At 49.2% G+C, this 19285-nt stretch carries 17 protein-coding genes; 7 read left to right on the top strand and 10 right to left on the bottom strand.

Annotation, left to right across the window (positions count from 1 at the left end; translation table 11 throughout):
* Positions 1–103: 103 nt before the first annotated feature.
* Positions 104–682, bottom strand: coding sequence for a plasmid pRiA4b ORF-3 family protein (locus NG796_RS23865; RefSeq protein ID WP_261209701.1), 579 nt, complete (start codon positions 680–682; stop codon positions 104–106).
* A 124-nt stretch (positions 683–806) separates the two neighbouring features.
* Here NG796_RS23865 and NG796_RS23860 point away from each other — a divergent pair, with 124 nt between their 5' ends.
* Positions 807–1067: a MoaD/ThiS family protein gene (locus NG796_RS23860; RefSeq protein ID WP_261209700.1), complete on the top strand. Its 261-nt coding sequence runs from the start codon at positions 807–809 to the stop codon at positions 1065–1067.
* Between the two features lie 142 nt (positions 1068–1209).
* Here the strand turns inward: NG796_RS23860 and NG796_RS23855 are convergent, their stop codons facing one another.
* Together NG796_RS23855 and NG796_RS23850 are read right to left on the bottom strand one after the other, a co-directional pair.
* A complete protein-coding gene (locus NG796_RS23855; protein WP_261209699.1) occupies positions 1210–1578 on the bottom strand; it encodes a hypothetical protein in 369 nt (122 codons plus the stop codon).
* A 123-nt stretch (positions 1579–1701) separates the two neighbouring features.
* Positions 1702–4302: a DNA topoisomerase (ATP-hydrolyzing) subunit A gene (locus NG796_RS23850; protein WP_261209698.1), complete on the bottom strand. Its 2601-nt coding sequence runs from the start codon at positions 4300–4302 to the stop codon at positions 1702–1704.
* Positions 4303–4475: 173 nt separating this feature from the next.
* Between NG796_RS23850 and NG796_RS23845 the strand changes: the two genes are divergently transcribed.
* The gene (locus NG796_RS23845; protein ID WP_261209697.1) at positions 4476–4880 is read left to right on the top strand and encodes a response regulator; all 405 of its coding nucleotides are present in this window, start codon (positions 4476–4478) and stop codon (positions 4878–4880) included.
* Positions 4881–4987: 107 nt separating this feature from the next.
* On the opposite strand, the gene NG796_RS23840 is transcribed toward NG796_RS23845, so the two are convergent.
* Complete coding sequence (locus NG796_RS23840) at positions 4988–5857, bottom strand: tetratricopeptide repeat protein (RefSeq protein ID WP_261209696.1); 870 nt, start codon at positions 5855–5857, stop codon at positions 4988–4990.
* A 250-nt stretch (positions 5858–6107) separates the two neighbouring features.
* On the opposite strand from NG796_RS23840, the gene NG796_RS23835 reads away from it, so the two are divergent.
* Both NG796_RS23835 and NG796_RS23830 read left to right on the top strand, forming a co-directional pair.
* Entirely contained in the window at positions 6108–6422 is a 315-nt protein-coding gene (locus NG796_RS23835; RefSeq protein WP_261209695.1) for a hypothetical protein, read from the top strand.
* A complete protein-coding gene (locus tag NG796_RS23830) occupies positions 6419–6862 on the top strand; it encodes a hypothetical protein (RefSeq protein WP_261209694.1) in 444 nt (147 codons plus the stop codon). Before NG796_RS23835 ends, NG796_RS23830 begins: the two co-directional genes overlap by 4 nt.
* 179 nt (positions 6863–7041) lie before the next feature.
* Here the strand turns inward: NG796_RS23830 and NG796_RS23825 are convergent, their stop codons facing one another.
* On the bottom strand, positions 7042–7230 hold the full coding sequence (locus NG796_RS23825; protein WP_261209693.1) for a hypothetical protein: 189 nt from the start codon (positions 7228–7230) through the stop codon (positions 7042–7044).
* Positions 7231–7406: 176 nt separating this feature from the next.
* On the opposite strand from NG796_RS23825, the gene NG796_RS23820 reads away from it, so the two are divergent.
* The 3 genes from NG796_RS23820 to NG796_RS23810 all read left to right on the top strand — a co-directional run bounded on the left by NG796_RS23820 (position 7407) and on the right by NG796_RS23810 (position 10594).
* Positions 7407–7853 carry a hypothetical protein gene (locus NG796_RS23820; RefSeq protein ID WP_261209692.1) on the top strand — a complete coding sequence of 149 codons (447 nt, stop codon included), beginning with the start codon at positions 7407–7409 and terminating at the stop codon, positions 7851–7853.
* A 66-nt stretch (positions 7854–7919) separates the two neighbouring features.
* Positions 7920–9968 (top strand): NACHT domain-containing protein, encoded by a 2049-nt coding sequence (locus NG796_RS23815; protein ID WP_261209691.1) that lies wholly within the window; start codon positions 7920–7922, stop codon positions 9966–9968.
* Positions 9969–10027: 59 nt separating this feature from the next.
* Positions 10028–10594 carry a hypothetical protein gene (locus NG796_RS23810; RefSeq protein ID WP_261209690.1) on the top strand — a complete coding sequence of 189 codons (567 nt, stop codon included), beginning with the start codon at positions 10028–10030 and terminating at the stop codon, positions 10592–10594.
* A 97-nt stretch (positions 10595–10691) separates the two neighbouring features.
* On the opposite strand, the gene NG796_RS23805 is transcribed toward NG796_RS23810, so the two are convergent.
* From NG796_RS23805 to NG796_RS23785, 5 genes are all read right to left on the bottom strand, one after another.
* Positions 10692–11399, bottom strand: coding sequence for a Uma2 family endonuclease (locus tag NG796_RS23805; RefSeq protein ID WP_261209689.1), 708 nt, complete (start codon positions 11397–11399; stop codon positions 10692–10694).
* Between the two features lie 200 nt (positions 11400–11599).
* Entirely contained in the window at positions 11600–12715 is a 1116-nt protein-coding gene (locus NG796_RS23800; RefSeq protein WP_261209688.1) for a tetratricopeptide repeat protein, read from the bottom strand.
* 867 nt (positions 12716–13582) lie between these two features.
* Positions 13583–15448, bottom strand: coding sequence for a DUF4335 domain-containing protein (locus NG796_RS23795; protein WP_261209687.1), 1866 nt, complete (start codon positions 15446–15448; stop codon positions 13583–13585).
* A gap of 37 nt (positions 15449–15485) precedes the next feature.
* The gene (locus NG796_RS23790; RefSeq protein WP_261209686.1) at positions 15486–16124 is read right to left on the bottom strand and encodes a DUF3038 domain-containing protein; all 639 of its coding nucleotides are present in this window, start codon (positions 16122–16124) and stop codon (positions 15486–15488) included.
* 364 nt (positions 16125–16488) lie between these two features.
* Positions 16489–18915 (bottom strand): endonuclease MutS2, encoded by a 2427-nt coding sequence (locus tag NG796_RS23785; RefSeq protein WP_261209684.1) that lies wholly within the window; start codon positions 18913–18915, stop codon positions 16489–16491.
* Positions 18916–19285: the final 370 nt, after the last annotated feature.

Below are 19285 nucleotides of genomic sequence, written 5' to 3'. Positions count from 1 at the left end.
GCGGTCTAGTTTTACAAACCAAACTTCTCATTCTTACTCTAAGAAATCTGTGCGTAAGTTAGTTCAAGTCCCAGGTTTTTCCGTGCTTGGAAGAGGAGTTATTTCATTTGAAAACTCTCTTCAACTCGGCATTAATCTCATCCAAATTGGCTTCCTCGGGGTCAAAAGAGCCACCAACCCATTCGAGCATTTCTTCATGGTCCGTATGCTTTTTATTTTGGATAGCTTCTAGGAAATCTTGATATCCCCCAGGACCGCCACAGTCGTCGGGGGGACAGGCTCTTTTTGCTTTGATGCAGACTGGATAGGTGGTATCCGGATCTGGTGGCAGGACTTTCTCGACAAGGATGTCATGGTCCCAGGAATCGCCGAAGTCGTAAAGGTATGAGAATTTAAACTTTTCTCCGGGGATGATTTTGCTCAGTTTGACGGGGGTTTCATTTTTGATTTCCATGTCAGCAAAGCCAAAATCATCATCCATTGGCATTGCGTACTCTTCCTCTTGAATGGTAAATGAATGTAGATGGGAATTACCCCAACCCATTGCGACTTGAATTACTTCGTGTAAGTCGGCTAGGGTGTAATCGCTACTTACTTGCACTCGTCGCCAAATTGGGGGGCGGATCTCGCTTAGGGTAATTTTTAGTTGATAGATGGATTGAGGTTTTTTTCGAGTTGGCATTTTAAATGGGGGATAAACATCAGGAGTCTGAAACTTGTTAGGTTTCCTGATCATAAATGAATTGAGCGAGTTTAACAAGTTCAAGGTATGTTATTAGAGTTAGCCCTTTTGTGATTGTTTTACGATGTCTGAACCCCCGATCGCTGTTACGGTAAAACTATTTGCTGCTTATCAAGAAGCTTATGGCGTTCCTGAGTTAGTGTTGGAATTTCCGCCAGGGACTCCGGTGGTGGCAGTGCGCGATCGCCTGATTGCTGAACACCCGGAACTCGACTGCTGGCGCGATATCACTCGCTTTGGGATTAATCTCGATTTTGTTGACCCCGAAACTCCCTTACAAGCTGGGGATGAAGTGGTGTTGATTCCCCCAGTCAGTGGGGGGTAAGGGTTATCGGTTCAGTGGCAGATCTAATGGTTGCAAGTTTTAGCAATAACTGGCGAGGGTTCAACCCCTCGCCGGTTGTCTGGAGGTAGAGTCTCCCGACTTGCGCGACTTGTGCGTAAGCTTTCGTCACGAAGACAAGTCGTTAATATGTGACGTCGGTTCCCTCAATTTCTCCTTGAATTCGATTTGCCCAATCTAAGGCATTATCTATTGTTAAAATAATCCGCTTAAAGGGTTCATCGCGTAATTCCAGGGTGAGATAATCTTTGTCTCGGGTGACATACCAAAACTCTTTTCCCCCGGTATTGTAATAAGTTCCAGCTTTAATGACTCCCGGTAAAAACGTTCCTGGCGCCCGGATTTCCGCCCAATTACTTTTGGGTTCTTCGGTGGAGACATTAACAATATGACTTAGGGGAGTTGTCAAAACTTTCTCAAAGCTGAATGCCCAGAATTGCTCCCAAAAGTCTAATTCAATTTGTAACGTATCATCCATTAAATTGAGCTTCATTGGGTTATCCTATAAAACACTTCAAGAGGTTTAAAGCCTTCCTAAAGGGGTGACTACAACAACCGTTTGTAGTGACTCCTTTAGGAGTCATCTTAGTCCAACAAGCTTAACTGGGCTGATTTCTTAGACATATTGTTCGGGTTCGGGAGAGGAAACACTCAAATAAACAAGGGTTTCTTTCGGTTCGAGTTTGATTAACCGATCGCCTGCGTCATCTTTGCGCTTAGATTTCACAGATTGAACCGGCAACCGCAAGAAGCGATCGCTACTGGTGAGTAACTTTAACTCGGCATCCGGAAGCGCTGCCACCATTCCGACTAACCCATCCGTCTTATTTTTAAACATCATCGACTGAGTACCCAAATCTCCGGGTTTGGCGAGTCGGACTAAATCCATTGGCAAGCGTTTTCCGTATCCCAATTTAGACACCAGCAACAGTTTCTCACTCGGACTGAGTGCGACACATCCGACCAAATTCTCACCCTTGCCTAAGCGCAATGCTTGTTGTGGCATGGAGGCGCGACTGGTGATGGGGAGGTTGTCATCATCGATCGCAAATCGGAGTAGTCTTCCCCCAGACGTGGCGATCGCGATATCTTGTCCCACTGTCGCTAAATTGGCATAAGCTAACGCATCCCCTTCTTTTAGTTTAACGGCTGTTAATCCTCGTGCGGTTAAATTGGCAAATTCTGACAGCGGTAAGCGTTTAATTCTCCCCCGTTCCGTCAAGAAGATTAAATCCAGCGTTTCGGGATAATCGGAGAGGATAAATTGCGTGGCGATCGCATCGGGATTCCCATGCACTGCTGGGGGAAATAAACTCACAAACGGCGTTTTCTTTGCGCCTCGTTTATTCGCTGGAATATCCCCAACTTTAATCGAGAATCCCTTACCATCCCGGGTCAAAATCAGCACATCTTGATCCGTAAAAGCAACATGAGTTTCTACTACAAAATCCGCCCCCGCTTCGAGGGTTTGAACCTCGGGATTTTCCTCCTGTTTCTGTTGCTGACGCTCATAAGTAGACGGGGACAACCGCTGCACATACCCGCGTCGGGTAAATTCCAGAACTGTTTCTTCTGGTTCTGGGGGAGTAGCAAATAGCGGTAGAGAGGGTGCAACTTCTTCGGGAATTGCTGTCTTTTTGCCTTTGCGGGATTTAGTTTGGCTGGTTTCTTCCCCCGAGTCAGGAGTTGCCACCAGCACTGTCTCACGATCGGGAGAGACGCTGTAAATCCGGGTGCGCCTAGGGTCGCCAAATTTCTTTTTGAGCGATCGCAACTCTTTCTTTAACCCTTTGAGCAATTCCCGGCGATCGCCCAGTAACCGTTCCAACTCTTCCCTCCGGGTATTGAGTTGATTCCGTTCATCCTGCAATTTTTGCCGTTCCAATCCGGTAATCCGGCGCATTGGCATCCCTAAAATTGCATCCGCTTGGTTCTCCGTGAGTTCTAATTCGCTTTGCAATTCAGCTTTTGCCGTAGTGCCATCCGGGGCATTCCGCAAAATCTCGATGAGTGCATCTAAATTGTTCAGCGCCTTGAGTAATCCTTCGACAATTTCCAAACGCTGCTGGGTGCGTTCCAACTCATGGGTGTAGAGACGATTGAGCGTCTGTTCCCGGAAGGTTAGAAACTCTTGCAGCATTTGCCGGAGGGATAACTGGCGCGGTTGTGCCTCTACCAGTGCTAACAGAATCGCACCGAAGTTATTTTGCAGTGCGGTTTGGTGGTAGAGATGTTGCAGAACTACTTCCGGATTGGTTTCCCGTTTGAGTTCAATGACAACGCGAATCCCATCGCGATCGCTCTCATCGCGCAGATCGGAAATCCCATCCAACCGCCCATGATTCACCAAATCCGCGATTTTTTCAATCCAGGCGGATTTATTCACCTGATACGGCAACTCCGTCACCACGATCGCCTGACGCCGATGTTTACCGCGTCCCCCTTGGATTTCTTCCACCCTTGCCACCCCGCGCAACGGGATAATTCCCCGTCCCGTGGTGTAGGCGGATCGAATGCCTTCCGTGTCAATAATTTCCCCGCCAGTGGGGAAATCGGGACCGGGAATGAGGGTGAAGAGTTTTTCATCGGATAAATCCGGGTTATCGATTAAAGCAATCAGTGCATCCACCACCTCCCCTAAATTGTGGGGAGGGACATTGGTTGCCATACCCACCGCAATTCCCGAACTGCCATTCAGCAGCAGCATGGGTAATTGTGCCGGTAAAACGATCGGTTCTTGCTGGGAATTATCGAAATTTCCGATAAAATCAACCGTCGCTTCACCGATTTCCTGAAGCATGGCATCGCTGCCAATTTCGGCAAGGCGCGTTTCCGTGTAACGCATTGCCGCTGGGGGGTCGTTATCTACCGAACCAAAATTGCCATGACCCGCGAGGAGGGGATACCGACTGGAGAAGTCCTGGATCAACCGCACCATCGCATCATAAACCGATTGATCGCCGTGGGGGTGATATTTACCCAGAACATCCCCAACTACCCGAGCACATTTGCGATAAGGGCGATCGGGAGATAATCCTAACTCGTGCATCGCGTATAGGATCCTGCGGTGGACGGGCTTTAAGCCATCTCGGACGTCAGGTAACGCCCTCCCCACGATCACACTCATGGCATATTCAAGGTAGGACTGTTGCATTTCAACGTGCAAAGCAGTCGGGATAACCTGTCCAGTAGACAGTAGGTTCAATTGTTTAGCCATGAGTTTCGTTCCTTAAACCAAACCAACTTCCAACAGTGTCCTGCTTTTTTGCGCTCAATAACGCTATCGTTAGCGAAGAGAAGAAGAGCGGAGGACACTTTGTCAGCGTACTATCATTCCTGACAGTCTGACGATAAAGCGCATCCGATTGATTAAATGAAAAGGAAAGGGATATGAGAACCGTTCTAATTGTGGAGGACGATCTGGTCAACGCTAGGGTTTTCTCTAAAATCCTCACCAAGCGGGGTGGCCTCAATGTCAAGCATACCGAAAATGTGGAAGAGGTGATGCAAATTGCCCAAGCCGGTGAGGCGGATGTGATTTTAATGGATGTGTCCCTGTCTCGCAGCGTTTACCAAGGCAAGGCAGTGGATGGCATCAAAATTACTCAAATGCTCAAAGCGGACCCCAAAACCTCCTATTTGCCGATTATTTTGGTCACGGCACACGCGATGGCGGGGGATAAGGAAGCTTTTCTGGAACAGAGTGGGGCCGATGGCTACATTTCTAAACCCGTGGTAGATCATCAGGAGTTTGTTGACCAGATTGCGGCCCTACTGCCCAAAGAGGAGGGATGAGGGATGGAGGATGAAGGATTAGGGTCTTAGGGATGGAAGATAGATTTACGGGGTGATTTTCATCCTTGAGCCTTTATCCTTCCCCTTTTATGGGATTCAGTCCAGGATTAATTGCTGTTGGGAGTGGGTTCTAATTGCGCGAGGGTTGCTTGAATGCGCGGAGTTTCGAGGAATTTTTTAGTATCTTCCACGAGGCGACTACCCCAGAGATTTTCCACCAGAAAATCTACTTCCCCATAACGCGGATCAATCCGCAATGCTGTTTCTCCGAGGGATAAACCCCGTTCTCGATTTCCTTGAGCATACATTGCCACCGCGATCGCCATCATCGGTTCCGCAGCTTCAGAGTCGATGCTGAGGGCTGTTTCCCACTGCTTGATCGCCGCAGTCGCATTCCCTTGTTCATATTCGACTAAGCCGATATTGTTAATGGCAGGCCAAAAGGTTTCATCCTGGGCAACAGCGCGTTCATATTGGGCGATCGCCTCTCGATACTCTCTCGTCATGTAGTAGGCATTGCCCAAATCGAATAAAGCCCCGGTGACATCCGGTTGGAGTTTTAATCCCGCTTGCAGGGAGTTAATCGCCTGCTGGTAATTTTGTTGCTGAAAATAAGCCGAACCGAGGGCAAACATCACCACATGATTCTCCGGATCCAGCGATCGGGCTTGTTCCAACGCTGCAATCCCCTTCGGTAACTCCTTCGACTGGAGATACAAACTGCCTAAAATCCCCCAGGCTTGGGGCGCATTCGGCGCAAGCTGGGCCGCCAGTTCCGCACGGGCTAAAGCCAGTTCAAATTGCTGAAATCTCGCCAACTGAGCCGCTTCTTCCGCCAGAAACAACCCTTGCTGTTCCAACTGAGTCCCATCAAGCTGGAGAGTCCGAGGCAATAAAGCCTGTCCCATCACAGGTGGAGCCACCGTAAACAAACCAAGGGCGATGGAGAAAGGAATCAAAAAATTGCGATTTGGCACAGTACCACCTTCCAACAAGACTAAGGGTTTTCATGGACCTTACAGCTTATTTCAGTGTAACTGGCAAAAATTCCAGGAAACCACCACGGTTTCACAGAAATTCAGGGGTCTGGCATCATATCTCGGAGATATACCATAAAATCTCAGTTTTGTCAAGGGCTGGTGAGGATTTAACGTTTGTAGTAACCCCTTCAGAGGTTGCCCTATCGTTGATTATAATAAAAAATAATCAATCCAAAACCCAGGGGCATTGACAGAAACAGAAATTGAAAATGTTGTACAAAGTTCGAGGCGAGTTCGGGGAGAAACTACAGAAGGTGCAAGAGCGATCGCCAAAAAACGGGGACACTCCCTCTCAGGAGGATACATTTCAGCCTTTGAAGGAATTTTTGCTACCCAACAAAACGCCGAAGTATTAATTCAAAATATCCTCACCAACCCCCACCGAAAGTTTATCGGTGATAAAGTTATCGACATTTATAACGCCCTAGGTCAGGGAGTCCGATTTGAAAAAAATACCTACAAATTTATAACATTTTTAGAGGAGTCACTAGCAAGCCAATGAATCATATCCTAATCGAAGATTCAGCCCATCATCCGCAACTTTTTGTATGGAATGGTGCGATCGCCGCCAACCGCTTACAGACTTGGCTAGAAAAACGGAACTTGAAACTCCCCAATGACTTAATCGAACTCTGGGAAATGACAGGAGGTGGAGAGTTGTTTGAGTCAGAAACAATTTTAAGTCCGTTTGGTGATGCCCATTTGGGAGACGATATTGATAGTGTGAATGAGTTGCACCATGCTCAAGGTATGGCGCAGGAGTATCTCCTGTTTCATATCGGAACTGGACTGAGTGCAGTTCGGTTAACCGATGGGCGCTACGTTACCCTTAGTGACAGCTATCAAGAATTGTCTAAATTTGTGACATTAGCCGATTGGTATCGGGATGAACTTCGCGCAGAATATGGGAGTCGGTATAAACTGGATGCTTTGTTAGTATAGCTGGGAAAGAGGCGATCGCATTCATCTTCATCCGATGCCCCCTTCACTCCTATTTTTTCCGCAGAACAACACTAGCAGATGCAGCAACAGATTGAGCATCTAAAGGGTAGGAGAATTACCGCAACCCTCTAATTCCTACCCTTGCCCGACCCTGGAAAATTACTGCTAGAGGCGGGTTGTTATTTACGCCATTCTTTGATTGCTGTAATCAGGGCGGCTGTCTCAGATATCAACAAAGCGATTGATTTAATGATATCGGTGGGACTGCTTCCATCTTGGTTCCAGGTATGGGGACATTGAATGAGTTCCTCTGGCAGAGGCACTTCTTCAATGGGTTGAATTTGGCGAATTTCTTGATTTTCCGGCATCTTTCGTCTCCTTTGTTGAGATTTGAGACCAATGTAATCTTGCTTTAGATAAAGAATCTAGGCTTGCCTAGTCCGAACCCAACTGCCAGCGGATCGATGCGATACTTCAAATCTGCCCAGATCAGAGTAAAATCGGAAAATACTTCTAATGTCCTGCCATCATTACAGATAAATCAATGGAACCCGTGGAACTGACCGCGATCGCGATTTGGGTACTAACTGCAATTGCTCAAGGAGGGCTTGGAAAAGTAGGAGAAAATCTCCTTGACAAAGGTGGTAATCTATGGAATGGGATCCAAGCCAAACTGCCGAAACTAGCTGCTGATCTGAAAAAGCCTAACCTAACCCCATTAGACTATGGTGAAGCAGTCCGGGAACTGAAAGCTGCCGCACAGGAAGATCCAGAAATTCGTGAAGCAGTCCAGGAAGTCGCAACTGAGGCTCAGGCAGATCCAAACATTGATACCCAAAAGCTACTAGAGGAAATTAAAGTATTATTTGAGGGAAATACCATTAGTGGTGGCTTCCAGGGAAATAACATTTCTGGTGGTGTCCAGGCAAATACTGTTAATGGAGTTTTTCAGGGCAACAATAATAATATTGAAGGGGGCATTCACTTCTGACTCCAGCCACCGGAATGGGATCCGGTTAAGTCAACTCCCCCCGACTGGCGCGAAGTCTGCGAAACCATGCTTAACCGCAGACTCAGCAGCAACCTCCTCACCGCCAACGAGGATATCAACTTTAACCTCGATGACATTCACGTTCCCCTGGCGCTGGTGGAACGACGCCAGCGTGACAAACGCCCTGGGGAGACTCGCGCCGAAGAGGGTTCGCAACTCTACGAACCCACGGGATATGAAGAAAAACAGCGCTTTGAACATGATCAGTTTTTGCAAGATATCCTCGGCAAAGGGGAAGGCAAAACCAAAGGGCGGCAGATTGCCATCATCGGCGAACCGGGTGCCGGAAAAACCACCCTGCTGCAAAAAATCGCCTTTTGGATTTTAGAGGAACGCTCAGATTTGCCGATTTGGATTTCCTTAGCTGACTTGCAGGGACGGGAACTCGGCGACTATTTGCGGGAAACTTGGCTAAAACAAGGGATTCCCTCATCGCGCCTGAGTGAACAGGTGCGAGAAGACTTTCTGGCGCAACTGGAACAAAGGCGGGTGTGGTTGCTGCTGGATGGGGTGGATGAGATGGCGAAGGAAAGGGCCACCGCAGGATTGCCACTCCAGCAAATCGCCACCCAACTGAAAGGCTGGATCGCCTCAGCGCGGGTGGTTCTAACTTGTCGGGTTAATGTCTGGGAAGCGAATCTCAATGCTTTGGAAGCGTTCGAGACTTATCGGATGCTGAATTATAACTATCCCTCTAATGTGCAAGAGTTCATCCGTAAGTTTTTTGTAAAGGACCCCGCCAATGGTGAAGCGCTGCGCCAGGAATTAGCCAAAGCCGAATATCAGCGCCTTCAGGATTTAGTCAAAAATCCTCTGCGCCTGACTCTGCTGTGCATGACTTGGCAAATCTCCAGAGGATTGCCGAAAACTCAGGCAGAACTTTACAAAAGATTTGTGGATCAATTCTATATATGGAAAAGCAACAGCAAAAACAAGCGTTTTCATACTATTAAAACTCAGCGTGATGAGCTTAATAAAGCATTTGGCGAGTTAGCGAAGCGCGGAATCGATGATCCCGCCTCTCCGTTTCGCCTGCCGCATCGGTTGGTTACCGAGGTATTGGGCGATCGCGATGATGATAACTCTCTGTTTGCTTTAGCCCTGGAACTGAGTTGGTTAAATGATGTCGGAGTAGCAGTAGAAGACGAATCAGAGAATGTTTACGCTTTCTATCACGCCACGTTTCAGGAATATTTCGCAGCGTTAAGCCTTGAGGATTGGGATTTTTTCTTGCCTAGAGAACATTGCGATCGCCCGGTTCGCGGCAAGAAGTCCTATCGCATCTTTGATCCCCTGTGGAAACAGACGATTTTGCTATGGTTGGGGCGCGAAGATGTACTGAAGGAAAGCAAAGAGGAATTTATCCAGAAGTTATTTGATTTTAAGGATGGATGCATAAATTTTTATTCCTACAGTGCTATTTTTTTAGCCGCAGGGGGACTTGCAGAATGTAATAGTTTTATATCATCTAATATTTCCGATCCTATTATAGAGAGACTAATGATTTATGCTTTTGGATATTGGAACCCACTAAAAAATAAGTGGGAAAAATTTTTAGATTCAATTGAACAGGCAGCGAGATCAACACTACAGGAAACAAATCAAGAAAAGGCTCTTCAATTCTTAGAAAAACAGTGCTATATTTTTGATGCCTTAGAAAAAGACTGGGAATCACAAAAGAGGAACTCTAAGATTTGGAGTCAGTTAAAAGTTCAGGTGGGACAGACTTTAAATCGCATTGCTCCCACTCGCTCCATACCTGGGCTAAATCTAAATTTTCATGAATTGCCGCCTGTCATTTGTCCCCCAATAGATATTCCTTGTAAATTTATTAATATTTCTTCAGCTATAGAGCATCTTTACAAAATAAAAGATGATGTGGAATGGAAAGAGCCTTTTTTATTTTTACAACAAATTGGTGATCCACGCCCTGAAGTAATAGAATGCCTTATTTTTGTCCTAAAAAACAGCAAAAATGAAAAAATCATTCATTACTCAAACTTCTTGATTCCTCTTCTGAGCAAGAAATCCGTAGCAAAACCGTATATAGTTTAAGAAGAATTTTAGCAACAACAGAACAAAGAACCCTAGTCGTAACAGGTTTAAAAAGTTACTTGAAGGAGAAAATTTATCCCGATGATTGTCAGCACTTTCTGGATTGCTACGAACTCATCTGGGATTGCGCCGAAAACCTACCCTATCCTAAATTCCATCGCGCTTGGCAGGGTGACGAGGATGAAGTAGAACCAGAACCAGTCTCCAATTTACCCCAGCGCCTTTATGCCAAACTGGAAGAAATGGGATTGTCTTCATCCCTCCAGTTAATCTACATCGATGGCAGCAAGTTTATCGATAAAGATAATCCTGCTGCTAAAATCTACAATGAAATGCGCCGCACTAACTGTCCCAAAAGTGCAGATGGTACACCGAAAACAATGGCAGATCTGCAATCTTATTGGGATGAATTGACGTTAGAATCGGAACAACCTATCATTTTAGTGTTTTACGAAACTCTAACTGCACCGGAAATGTCAGGATTTAGTGAGAGATTTCTCACGGATTTAAGCAAATTTGATGGGGCGATTTGCGTGGTGACTGAGGCGCGAGTCAGTGGGTTGCAAACGTTTTCGCCGAATCAAGGGAATTGGCTTGCAGAACTGGTCAATTGGATAAAAAATTGATACTTTTCGGATTATTAAGGTTGGCTCCCTTCTGGGAAAAATTGCGGGTCTTGTGACAATTTTTCCTAGTTGTTGCGCTTCCACAACTCAGAATAGGTCATTCCTCCGGTTCGATTCCCGCAGCACGAAGTTGAGCCGCTAATCGTTCAGCCCGTTGCTGTTCCTGTTCGACCCGTTCTGTACCCCATAAGAGTAAATTCTCATCTAAATCCCACCAGCGTAGCCAGTATCCGGCCCGATTGTCTCGTTTTCCTTGCCATACTCCCAAGAATAGCTGCATTTCGGGTAGCCAAAACCGGCTTTCTTCATTTGCAGATTCTAGTTTATAGCGCTTGTTTTCCCCTAACCGATACAGTTCTAATGTCCCCGTTTCTAAGTCAAAAATGCCATAGCTGGGAACTTGCAAAATCTGCTCGTAGTAGTAGAATTTTCCTGGGGGATAGGTTTCTTTGATGGAATATTCTCCCCCTTCCGTTTCTGATAAAAACTCCAGAATGAGGGCGGGAATTTCTCCTTGGAGTCGGGGGGTATAACTCCGCTCGACTTCCGAGCGTTTAACTGTAATATGGGGAATGCAGGCCCAATCTGGCGCTTTGACTACGAATTTGCCATTGAGGGTGGCACAAATGCCGTAGTTGGTGGTGGTGAGGGCGGTTTCTGGGAGTTTTCCCGCTAACTGTAGGCTTTCGGTTAAGGCTGCCGCAAGAGTTGGTTGATTGATATTATCCACTGGGTCATCAGGCAGCACAAAATCATCGGGCAACTTTTCCCAAGTGATCCGGTAAGTGGGGGTGGTGGCTAACATGATGATTCCTGCCGAAGTAGGGTTTATTAATTACTCTATCATAATCAGATTGATGAGGTTGTGCCACCCTGTCATCGGGTCACCCCGTTTTTAGTCCAGGGGTACAGAATGGGTTAGAAACAGAGTTTCTTCAGAACATTCCGGCTACTGAGCAACAAAGGGCTAGAAACCCGGTTTCTTGTCCTAACTCTGTCGTTCACTTACAAATAGGGTTTGAGAAAAACTAGGCTGCTATACAAGTGAAAAGCCGGATCCCAGGGACTCGGTTGCACTCGGAACAGATGAATGTGAGAGGGGATGCGCTCTAGCATATCTGCTTCGGCAAGGGTGGTTTCGGCGAAGGGGGTAAAGTCGGTCCAGGTGGGGACTTCTGAGAGGTGTTGTTTGAGGACTTTAATCAGGGTTTGCCATTTTAAGTGCATACTCATGCTGTCAATGCTGTATTTTTGCTTTTTCCCCGAGTTGTCTTGTCCCGGAATGAAGGCATATCCTTTATCAAATTGATAATGTTCTTCGCACAGACGCAGGATGCAGCCTCTCCCGGGTATGTGCAAGTCTTTCATGCCGACATATTCGTGCATTTCTTGTTTATAAGTGACTTCCGTGCGGCGATGGTTTTCGACGGCAACTTGTTTGAAAATGGGGAGGTTGCCTTCAACTTGTTGGCTGACTTCGGACCAATTAAAGGCGATTTGACCCACGCGATCGCTCTCGTCTTTGCAAATCACCACCGCCTGGGGTGCGATCGCTTCAAAATGAGTGATGCGAAACACCCGCACTTGATTAATTTCCTCTAAGGTGGCACAAAAACAATTAATTCCCGCTTGTCGCAGTTCCGAGACAAACACTCGCAATTCCCCGATCGCCCCAGTTCGGTACATCCGCCAGGTTCTCGTCGGCAGCAACAGTTTAGCGTTATAGGGTTGTAGCTGCATAATCCGCGCAAACTTGGTCACCAGTTCGCTTCTTTGTGCCACATCAATCGGTTCAATCACCAGCAACCCGGGTTTAAGCTGGGATGGATCACTTTTGACTTGGGCGATCGCCTCTTTAACTCGTTTTTTGGGTTGGGTTTCGATGCGCTTTAACCCCTGCCGTGCCTGAGACACTATCTTCGGATTGGTTACCTCGCGCAATACCCGTCGATAGGCTTTCTCTGCCTGATCTAGTTTCCCGGTTTCTTCATAATATCGCCCCACATAAAACCCCACCCAAGGATTCTGGGGTGATTCTTCACGGAGGGCCTTGAGTAATTTTGCCGCTTCTCGATAGTCTTTGCAGTCGAGCGCATTCACGACTTCTTCAATGGCAATCATAAATCGCGGGGGGATAAAACCAGGGGTTAATCTCAGGTTTCCCGATTTTACCGGGTTTGATGTCACCGGAGGGGCGATCGCAACTCCTCCGGTCCCCTCCCCTTGGCAAGGGGAGGGTTAGGGTGGGGTTCTTCGTTATGTGGCGATCGCCACATAACGCACTCTTTCGGGTGTAAGCGCCTGTATGGAGGTTGGGGAAACCTCTTTCTTCGTGACTTGTTTACGCCAGTCACTGCCGACACCCTCTATCCACACATTGCTCTTGACTGGCTTGCGCCAGTCAAGAGGACCCCACCCTAACCCTCCCCTTGCCAAGGGGAGGGGATCGGAGGTGCATTTCTTTGTTCGTGACTTGCTTGCGCCAGTCAAGAGGACCCCACCCTAACCCTCCCCTTGCCAAGGGGAGGGGACCGGAGGTGCAGTTAAATGTTAGGCAAATCCCCCTGATCGTAAAAAACCTACTCCCGGTTTCCCATCCACCGCTACCCCTGCCTAATTTTAGACAAAAAAAAACGCCCAAAAGCTTGGGCGCTTGCCATCAGGGTGCATCTACAGAATTTAATATAACACGGTGAATGGGGGGTGTCACCCCTCACTCCATAGTTTTTTTGAAAGAATTTTCAGCTAGAGGATTTTGACACATTTAATTTGCAATAAAATTCCGCACCCTGAAGGGTGGGGTTATCCGAACATAGCCTTCCTTCGCAGTTGAAGAGAATCCCAATTTTTAGGGTGTGGTTTATTAAAAAAGGGTAAATTAAATGTATGTAAAGTTTTGTATTAATTCCCAAATTCCCAAAAAAATCGGGAGACTGACCCGAGTGAGGTCAATCTCCCGATTTGAAAATAACTTTTTATTGTTCCAAATTATTGGGCAAAAGTCAAGACCCGACCATCGGGTTCGAGGACGACGCGAATTTGCAGAGACTGGGCCTCGGGTAAGGGTGAGACAAACGGAGTCCCTTGCAGGGGTACACCACTTATATCGATGTGGGTTCCCGAGGCAATTCCGAGGGGGACGATTTGCTGAATCGAGCCATCGGGATTGAGGGTGAGAACATATTCCAATTTGTCCTTAAACCCTTCGGGAGGTTGCCAGGTGTCTTGGAAATAACTCTTCGCCTCAGCAAGTTGGGGCGGGTCCTCAAAGATAGATGGTGTCTGGGTGGCACTTTCTGCGGGGACATCCCCGGCAGTCCAGGTAGACTCGGGTAACTCTGTGGGAGGGGCTTTTAGGGCGATCGCATCAATCCCTTCTGCTTCCGATACCAGACTCTCGTCGGCTGCTTGCGGGACACCTGCCAAGGAATCTAGGCGCACATTGGGCAGGGGAGGCGGTGCATCATCTAGGGGTCCGCGATTAGGTGATGCTGGGGCGGGATTGCCGCCTTGGCGGGTTTCTTGAGGAGAAGCGGGTTGGGTTGGTGCCGGAGTCGGAACCCGTTCTTGTGTCTGTTGCATCGGTGGGAAACTGGGTTGCGGTGCAGTTGTAGAATTTCCCCTTTGTGCCATCAGTTCATCCCAATCCGGGGGTTCGGGGATGGGGTCGTCTGCGAGGGAGGGGAGGGGACGGATGGGGGGCATCGGGTCCGAATCGTCGGGAGTAATTTCTAACTCGACTTGGGGGCGTTGGGGGGCTGATCCAGCCGGTGGAATCTGCAAGCCACTTTGCCGCCCTTCCTGCATGAGGGGTCTCGGTGTTGAGGCAACCGGGGGCGCTGCCGCCGGAGGTGATGCCGATGGGGCACGGGTGGGGGCTGGTTGGGGTGCTGGAGGCGGAGTGGTTTGACCCACCGGAGGGGCTGCCGCAGGTACTGGAGGTGAAGTTGGGGCCTTGGGGGGTAGGGTGGGCTGTTGACCGTTCGGGGGGGTTTGGAGGGCATTTTGGGCCGGATTTGCCCCGGGGGGAACGGTCGGAGGGGAGACGACTGGAGGCGTAACGGGGGCTACATTCTGCTCAGGTAAGGGTTCAGAGGGGCTTTGAGCAACCGTGGGCGTATCCCCTTCTGTAGCGGGATTGAGCAGTTTGACCAGGGAGGCGCTGACGCCAACGGTAAAAAGGGCCATTGCAGCGATCGCCAGCCAAGGGGGAGTCTTGGACAATCCAGCAACTCCGCCTAAATTCGGTAAGGCGAGTAAATCCGCTGACGCAGAATCTAGGGCCGTGGCGAGGTCAAATAATTGCAACGTTCCCAAATTCACCAGGGGACCGGATTCGGGGGTAGCGAGTTCACCGAAATGTAACTCATGCGCCAGTAACCCGCGAGGTTTTAAATAAATACCCAGAATGGGTTCAGGGGTTTGAGAATTCCAGGAGACTGGATCCGGTGAGGAAGAGGGGAAACCAGGCAATGGGCTTTCCTCTAGGACCGGGGGAGGAGATTGTAAGCGGGTGGTGGGTTCGGTAATCTGCGTTGGGATTTCTGACGGCGTAGCGGTGGTGTCAGCTTCAGCAGCGAAATAAGTGGCATTGAGGCGTTGGGGCGACTCCTGCAAGAAACCCTGGACATAAGTTGTGACGGCATGAGATAAAGCGTCCAGGGATCGGGCGTCGCCGCGAATGGTAACTTGTTGTTCCTCGGGCAATTGCGGCGCATCAAAACTGAGTTGAAAGCGCAATTGTTTCAGGACAGGTTTGCCCATCCACTTGGCGAGAGGGGAGCTTTTTGCCACAATCTCTAGGGTGCAAGTGGGGGGCGTGTACCTTCGCAGAACAGAATTGAACGATGGCATGAGAAAGTTTTGAGGGGGTATAGTGCTAAATGAAAGGTTAACGACTGACTGAGCGATCGAGCAAAGCCAACCATAGCCGTCGATGACCGCTAGGACCGCTATAGAAGAGTAAATCAATCAGCAGTTTGAGCGCTAAATGAGTCAGCAGGTCCGGGGATGTGGTGTCTCCATCTTCCATGCGTTCTTGGTAGGTGTTGCAAAAAGTGTCAATAAAGTCGCCTAACATAGACGCTTCATGAGGGGGGCGGTTTTGTTCGGTTAGCTGTTCCAGCAGGGCCACGCCACGCCGGATCAATTCGTGGTGGGTTTTTGCCAGGTGACAAATAATCATCACCAGCGATCGCGCTTCCTCCACATCCAGCTTTTTGCGGCCCCCCTGACTTTTCCGCATGGGATTCGATTGGCGCAGTCGCCACAAGGAGACGCGATCGGCCACCACCGATTCGAGTCCCAACTCCTCTGCTGTTCGCAGAATCGCTTCCGAACCAATGTCCGCCAAGCATTCCAGGGCCAGCAAGACTAAATCTAATTGAGTTTTGATGTTATCCAACTGTGCCGGGGTCGGTGCATTCACACCCACTACTTCCTCCCAAGGTGGAGAAGCAGCGATCGGTGCCGCTTTGTTAGCAACACCATTGGGTTGACCCGGGGAAGCTAATTTTAGGGTCTGGCGCATCGTTAACCTCTGTGGGTGGGGTTGGGGAGGGTGGGGAGGATGGGGGAGGTGGGGAGGATGGGGGAGCTGGGGAGGATGGGGGAGGTGGGGGGGCGCTGGGGGGTGGTGGGGGAGAGGGGGAGGAGGGGGGAGAATTATTTCTCGTGACTTGGCTCTGCCGAGTCACGCACATCTTGCGGCTCTGCCGCCTAATCCTGGACTGGAGGCAGAGCCTCCATAGGAGCATGACTTGGCAGAGCCAAGTCACGAGGATTCAATCTCCCCTATCCTCCCCATCTCCCCCACCCTCCCCATCTCCCCTATCTTCACCTATCCTCAATCCTATCCCATCTCCCCTATCTTCACCTATCCTCAATCCTATTCCCTATTTAAGATACGCAATTGTAACACCGGAACCGCCCTCATTTTGGGGAGCGAGTTCGTAGTGACTAATTTGGGGATGTTGTTTCAAGAACTCCTGCACCCCTTGGCGCAATTTACCCGTTCCTTTGCCGTGAACAATCCATAACGCACCGCCTAGGGGAATTTGTTCGGCGATCGCCTGTTCCAGTTCCATTTCCGCATCCGCAACTCGGGCCCCTCGGATATCCAGGTTATTTCGGGAGGTGCGGACGATGGGGGCTTGGGTTGCCACTTTTTCCGTTGCTGCTTCTGCTGCTGGGGAAACTTTCGTGGTTTGGGTGGCGGCTGGTTTTTTGGGCGGGAGTTCCACTTTTTGACCATCCAGGGATTCAATTTCTGTAATCCCGATGGTCATTTTCATCAGTCCAAACCGCACAGTCACTTCCAGGTCCCCTTCCCCAACTGCCAGCACTTCGCCAGTTTGTCCAATTTGGGGAATCCGCACCCGATCGCCCGCTTTGGGACGAAATCCCGGTTTCGGTTTGGCGGCTTTTTGTTGTCGGGAGGGCAGATGTTTTTCGGCAATTCCCTGTAAGTCCTGGGTTGCTTGATTGGCATCTTGTCCCGTCACGTTGCCTTGTTGTAACCGGCGAATCACTTGGGCAATTTCTTGCTTGGCAACGGCGATCGCCTCGGCAACAGCCCGTTCCTGAGACTGCTGGAGTTGTCGTTCCCGTTCTTTCAAAGACTGCGCTTTATCCGCGACTTCCCGATACAGGCGTTCAGTTTCTCCCAGCAATTGCCCCGCTTCTTTTGCCTTGGTTTCCTGCTGTTTGCGTTGATTTTCCAATCCAGCAATCACCCGATCGACGTCTTGATTGCCGGTGGGTGCGACTAAGTTCGCTGCCTGATCGACAATTTCAGCTTTTAACCCCAAACGACGCGCAATAGTTAGGGCATTAGAACGCCCGGGAATCCCCCAGAGTAAGCGATAGGTCGGTTGTAAGGTGGCTTCATCAAACTCTACGGAGGCATTTTCAAAGCGCTCATCTTCATACTTGAGGGCCTTGAGTTCGCCATAGTGGGTGGTGGCGATGGTTAACTGAGAGCAATCGGCTAGATGATGCAACAGGGCGATCGCCAAGGCACTACCTTCGGTGGGGTCAGTTCCGGCCCCTACTTCATCCAGTAATACCAGGGAGTCTGGGGTACAACTCCCTAAAATCCTGCTAATCCGGCGAATATGACCGGAAAAGGTGGAAAGGCTTTGTTCTAGGGACTGTTCGTCTCCGATATCTGCCAATACAAAGTCAAACCAAGGTAGTTCTACAGGTTCTCTGGCAGGGATGAATAACCCGACTTTCGCCATGAGAACCCCTAACCCCAAGGTTTTCAGGGTGACGGTTTTTCCTCCGGTGTTGGGTCCGGTGATGGCAACAACCTTAATTTGAGGTTGGACGATTAAATCAATGGGAACGACGGCATTGCCATCTTCATGCTGTTGTTGCCAGATGAGCAGGGGATGACGCAGTTGCCTCAGAGTAATGGTTTCTGCCTCTTCCCCTCGGTTAATAAAGGTCGGTGGGTTGGCATTTAACCAGTAACTATACCGGGCTCGGGCGGTTGCCAAGTCGAGGATGGTGACGATCGCCAATAAGCGCTCTAAATCTTCGACAACTTCGGTAATTTTGGCGGTTAATGCCCGCAAAATCGCCTCTTCTTCAGCTTTTTCTTGCCGCAGCAAGACCCTGGCTTTGTTGTTGAGTTCAACGACGCTATGGGGTTCTACATAGAGGGTAGCGCCACTCATAGAACTATCGTGAACAATGCCGGGAATGGCATCTTTTTGGGGAGATTTCACCGGGATCACAAAGCGATCGCTCCGTTTGGTGATCAGTTGTTCTTGAACGGCGTTACTATGCCGTTGCAAGATACTCTGCAATTTCTGATAAATCTGGTCACGGACGGTGTGCTGACGCTGGCGAATTTCCCCTAACAGGGTGCTGGCGCGATCAGCGACTTGAGCGCGATCGTCGATGCAGCGGTGGATTTCCTGTTCGATTTCAGGATAGGTTCGCAGATCCGCAACCAGACGGTTGAGAACGGACAATTGGGGGTGATCATCAATGGTGCGTCGCAGTTGTCTGGCACCCGAGAGGGTAGTGGCGATCGCCAGCAGTTCCTCGGCAGATAAGATGCCATGCAAGTCCGCCCGTTCTAAGGAGTCCCCAATATCATGGATGCCATCAAAGGACAGGGTAGTGAGTCCTTGATTTTCTAATTCATAGACTTCTTGGGTTTGAGCAAGCAGCACCAGTGTCTGCTCCAAAGTATCAGGAATTTGGAGGTCACCGGCAGCCATTGCTCCCAGCTTGGTCCCAGCAAATGTTGCTAGGTGCTGGCACAGGCGCGGCCATTCTAGGAGTTCTAAGGTCTCAGACTGAATCAATGCTTCAAAGCTAAATAGGAACGTCGGGGGATTTATATCCTAATCGTAGCTTAGGGGAAATGGGGAGGATGGGGAGGATGGGGAGGATGGGGAGAATTTTTTACCTTTCCGGTCCCCTCCCCTTGGCAAGGGGAGGGCTAGGGTGGGGTTCTTCTGATGAGGCGATTCCCTACGGGATAGCTCCGCTTACCGCTTCGTCACACACTCTTTCGTGCTTACGCGCCTGTATGGAGGCTGGGGAAACCTGTTTCCTCGTGACGTGGCTTTGCCACGTCACGGGGACCCCACCCTAGCCCTCTTACAGATATATGTTTTTAACCCCTAACAAGTATTGAGGGGTAAAGTGAGCGGATGTAGAGGTAAGGGGTCT

The organism is Laspinema sp. D2d (genome assembly GCF_025370755.1).
GTDB lineage: Bacteria > Cyanobacteriota > Cyanobacteriia > Cyanobacteriales > Laspinemataceae > Laspinema.
Note: the sequence above shows the minus strand (reverse complement) of the source record. Positions and strands in the feature narration are given on the sequence as shown.

Bases quoted from the DNA above. Each gene is read 5' to 3' on its own strand.
- NG796_RS23865 (WP_261209701.1), bottom strand. From the start codon at position 682: ATGCCAACTCGAAAAAAACCTCAATCCATCTATCAACTAAAAATTACC.
- NG796_RS23860 (WP_261209700.1), top strand. From the start codon at position 807: ATGTCTGAACCCCCGATCGCTGTTACGGTAAAACTATTTGCTGCTTAT.
- NG796_RS23855 (WP_261209699.1), bottom strand. From the start codon at position 1,578: ATGAAGCTCAATTTAATGGATGATACGTTACAAATTGAATTAGACTTT.
- NG796_RS23850 (WP_261209698.1), bottom strand. From the start codon at position 4,302: ATGGCTAAACAATTGAACCTACTGTCTACTGGACAGGTTATCCCGACT.
- NG796_RS23845 (WP_261209697.1), top strand. From the start codon at position 4,476: ATGAGAACCGTTCTAATTGTGGAGGACGATCTGGTCAACGCTAGGGTT.
- NG796_RS23830 (WP_261209694.1), top strand. From the start codon at position 6,419: ATGAATCATATCCTAATCGAAGATTCAGCCCATCATCCGCAACTTTTT.
- NG796_RS23825 (WP_261209693.1), bottom strand. From the start codon at position 7,230: ATGCCGGAAAATCAAGAAATTCGCCAAATTCAACCCATTGAAGAAGTG.
- NG796_RS23820 (WP_261209692.1), top strand. From the start codon at position 7,407: ATGGAACCCGTGGAACTGACCGCGATCGCGATTTGGGTACTAACTGCA.
- NG796_RS23815 (WP_261209691.1), top strand. From the start codon at position 7,920: ATGCTTAACCGCAGACTCAGCAGCAACCTCCTCACCGCCAACGAGGAT.
- NG796_RS23805 (WP_261209689.1), bottom strand. From the start codon at position 11,399: ATGTTAGCCACCACCCCCACTTACCGGATCACTTGGGAAAAGTTGCCC.
- NG796_RS23800 (WP_261209688.1), bottom strand. From the start codon at position 12,715: ATGATTGCCATTGAAGAAGTCGTGAATGCGCTCGACTGCAAAGACTAT.
- NG796_RS23795 (WP_261209687.1), bottom strand. From the start codon at position 15,448: ATGCCATCGTTCAATTCTGTTCTGCGAAGGTACACGCCCCCCACTTGC.
- NG796_RS23790 (WP_261209686.1), bottom strand. From the start codon at position 16,124: ATGCGCCAGACCCTAAAATTAGCTTCCCCGGGTCAACCCAATGGTGTT.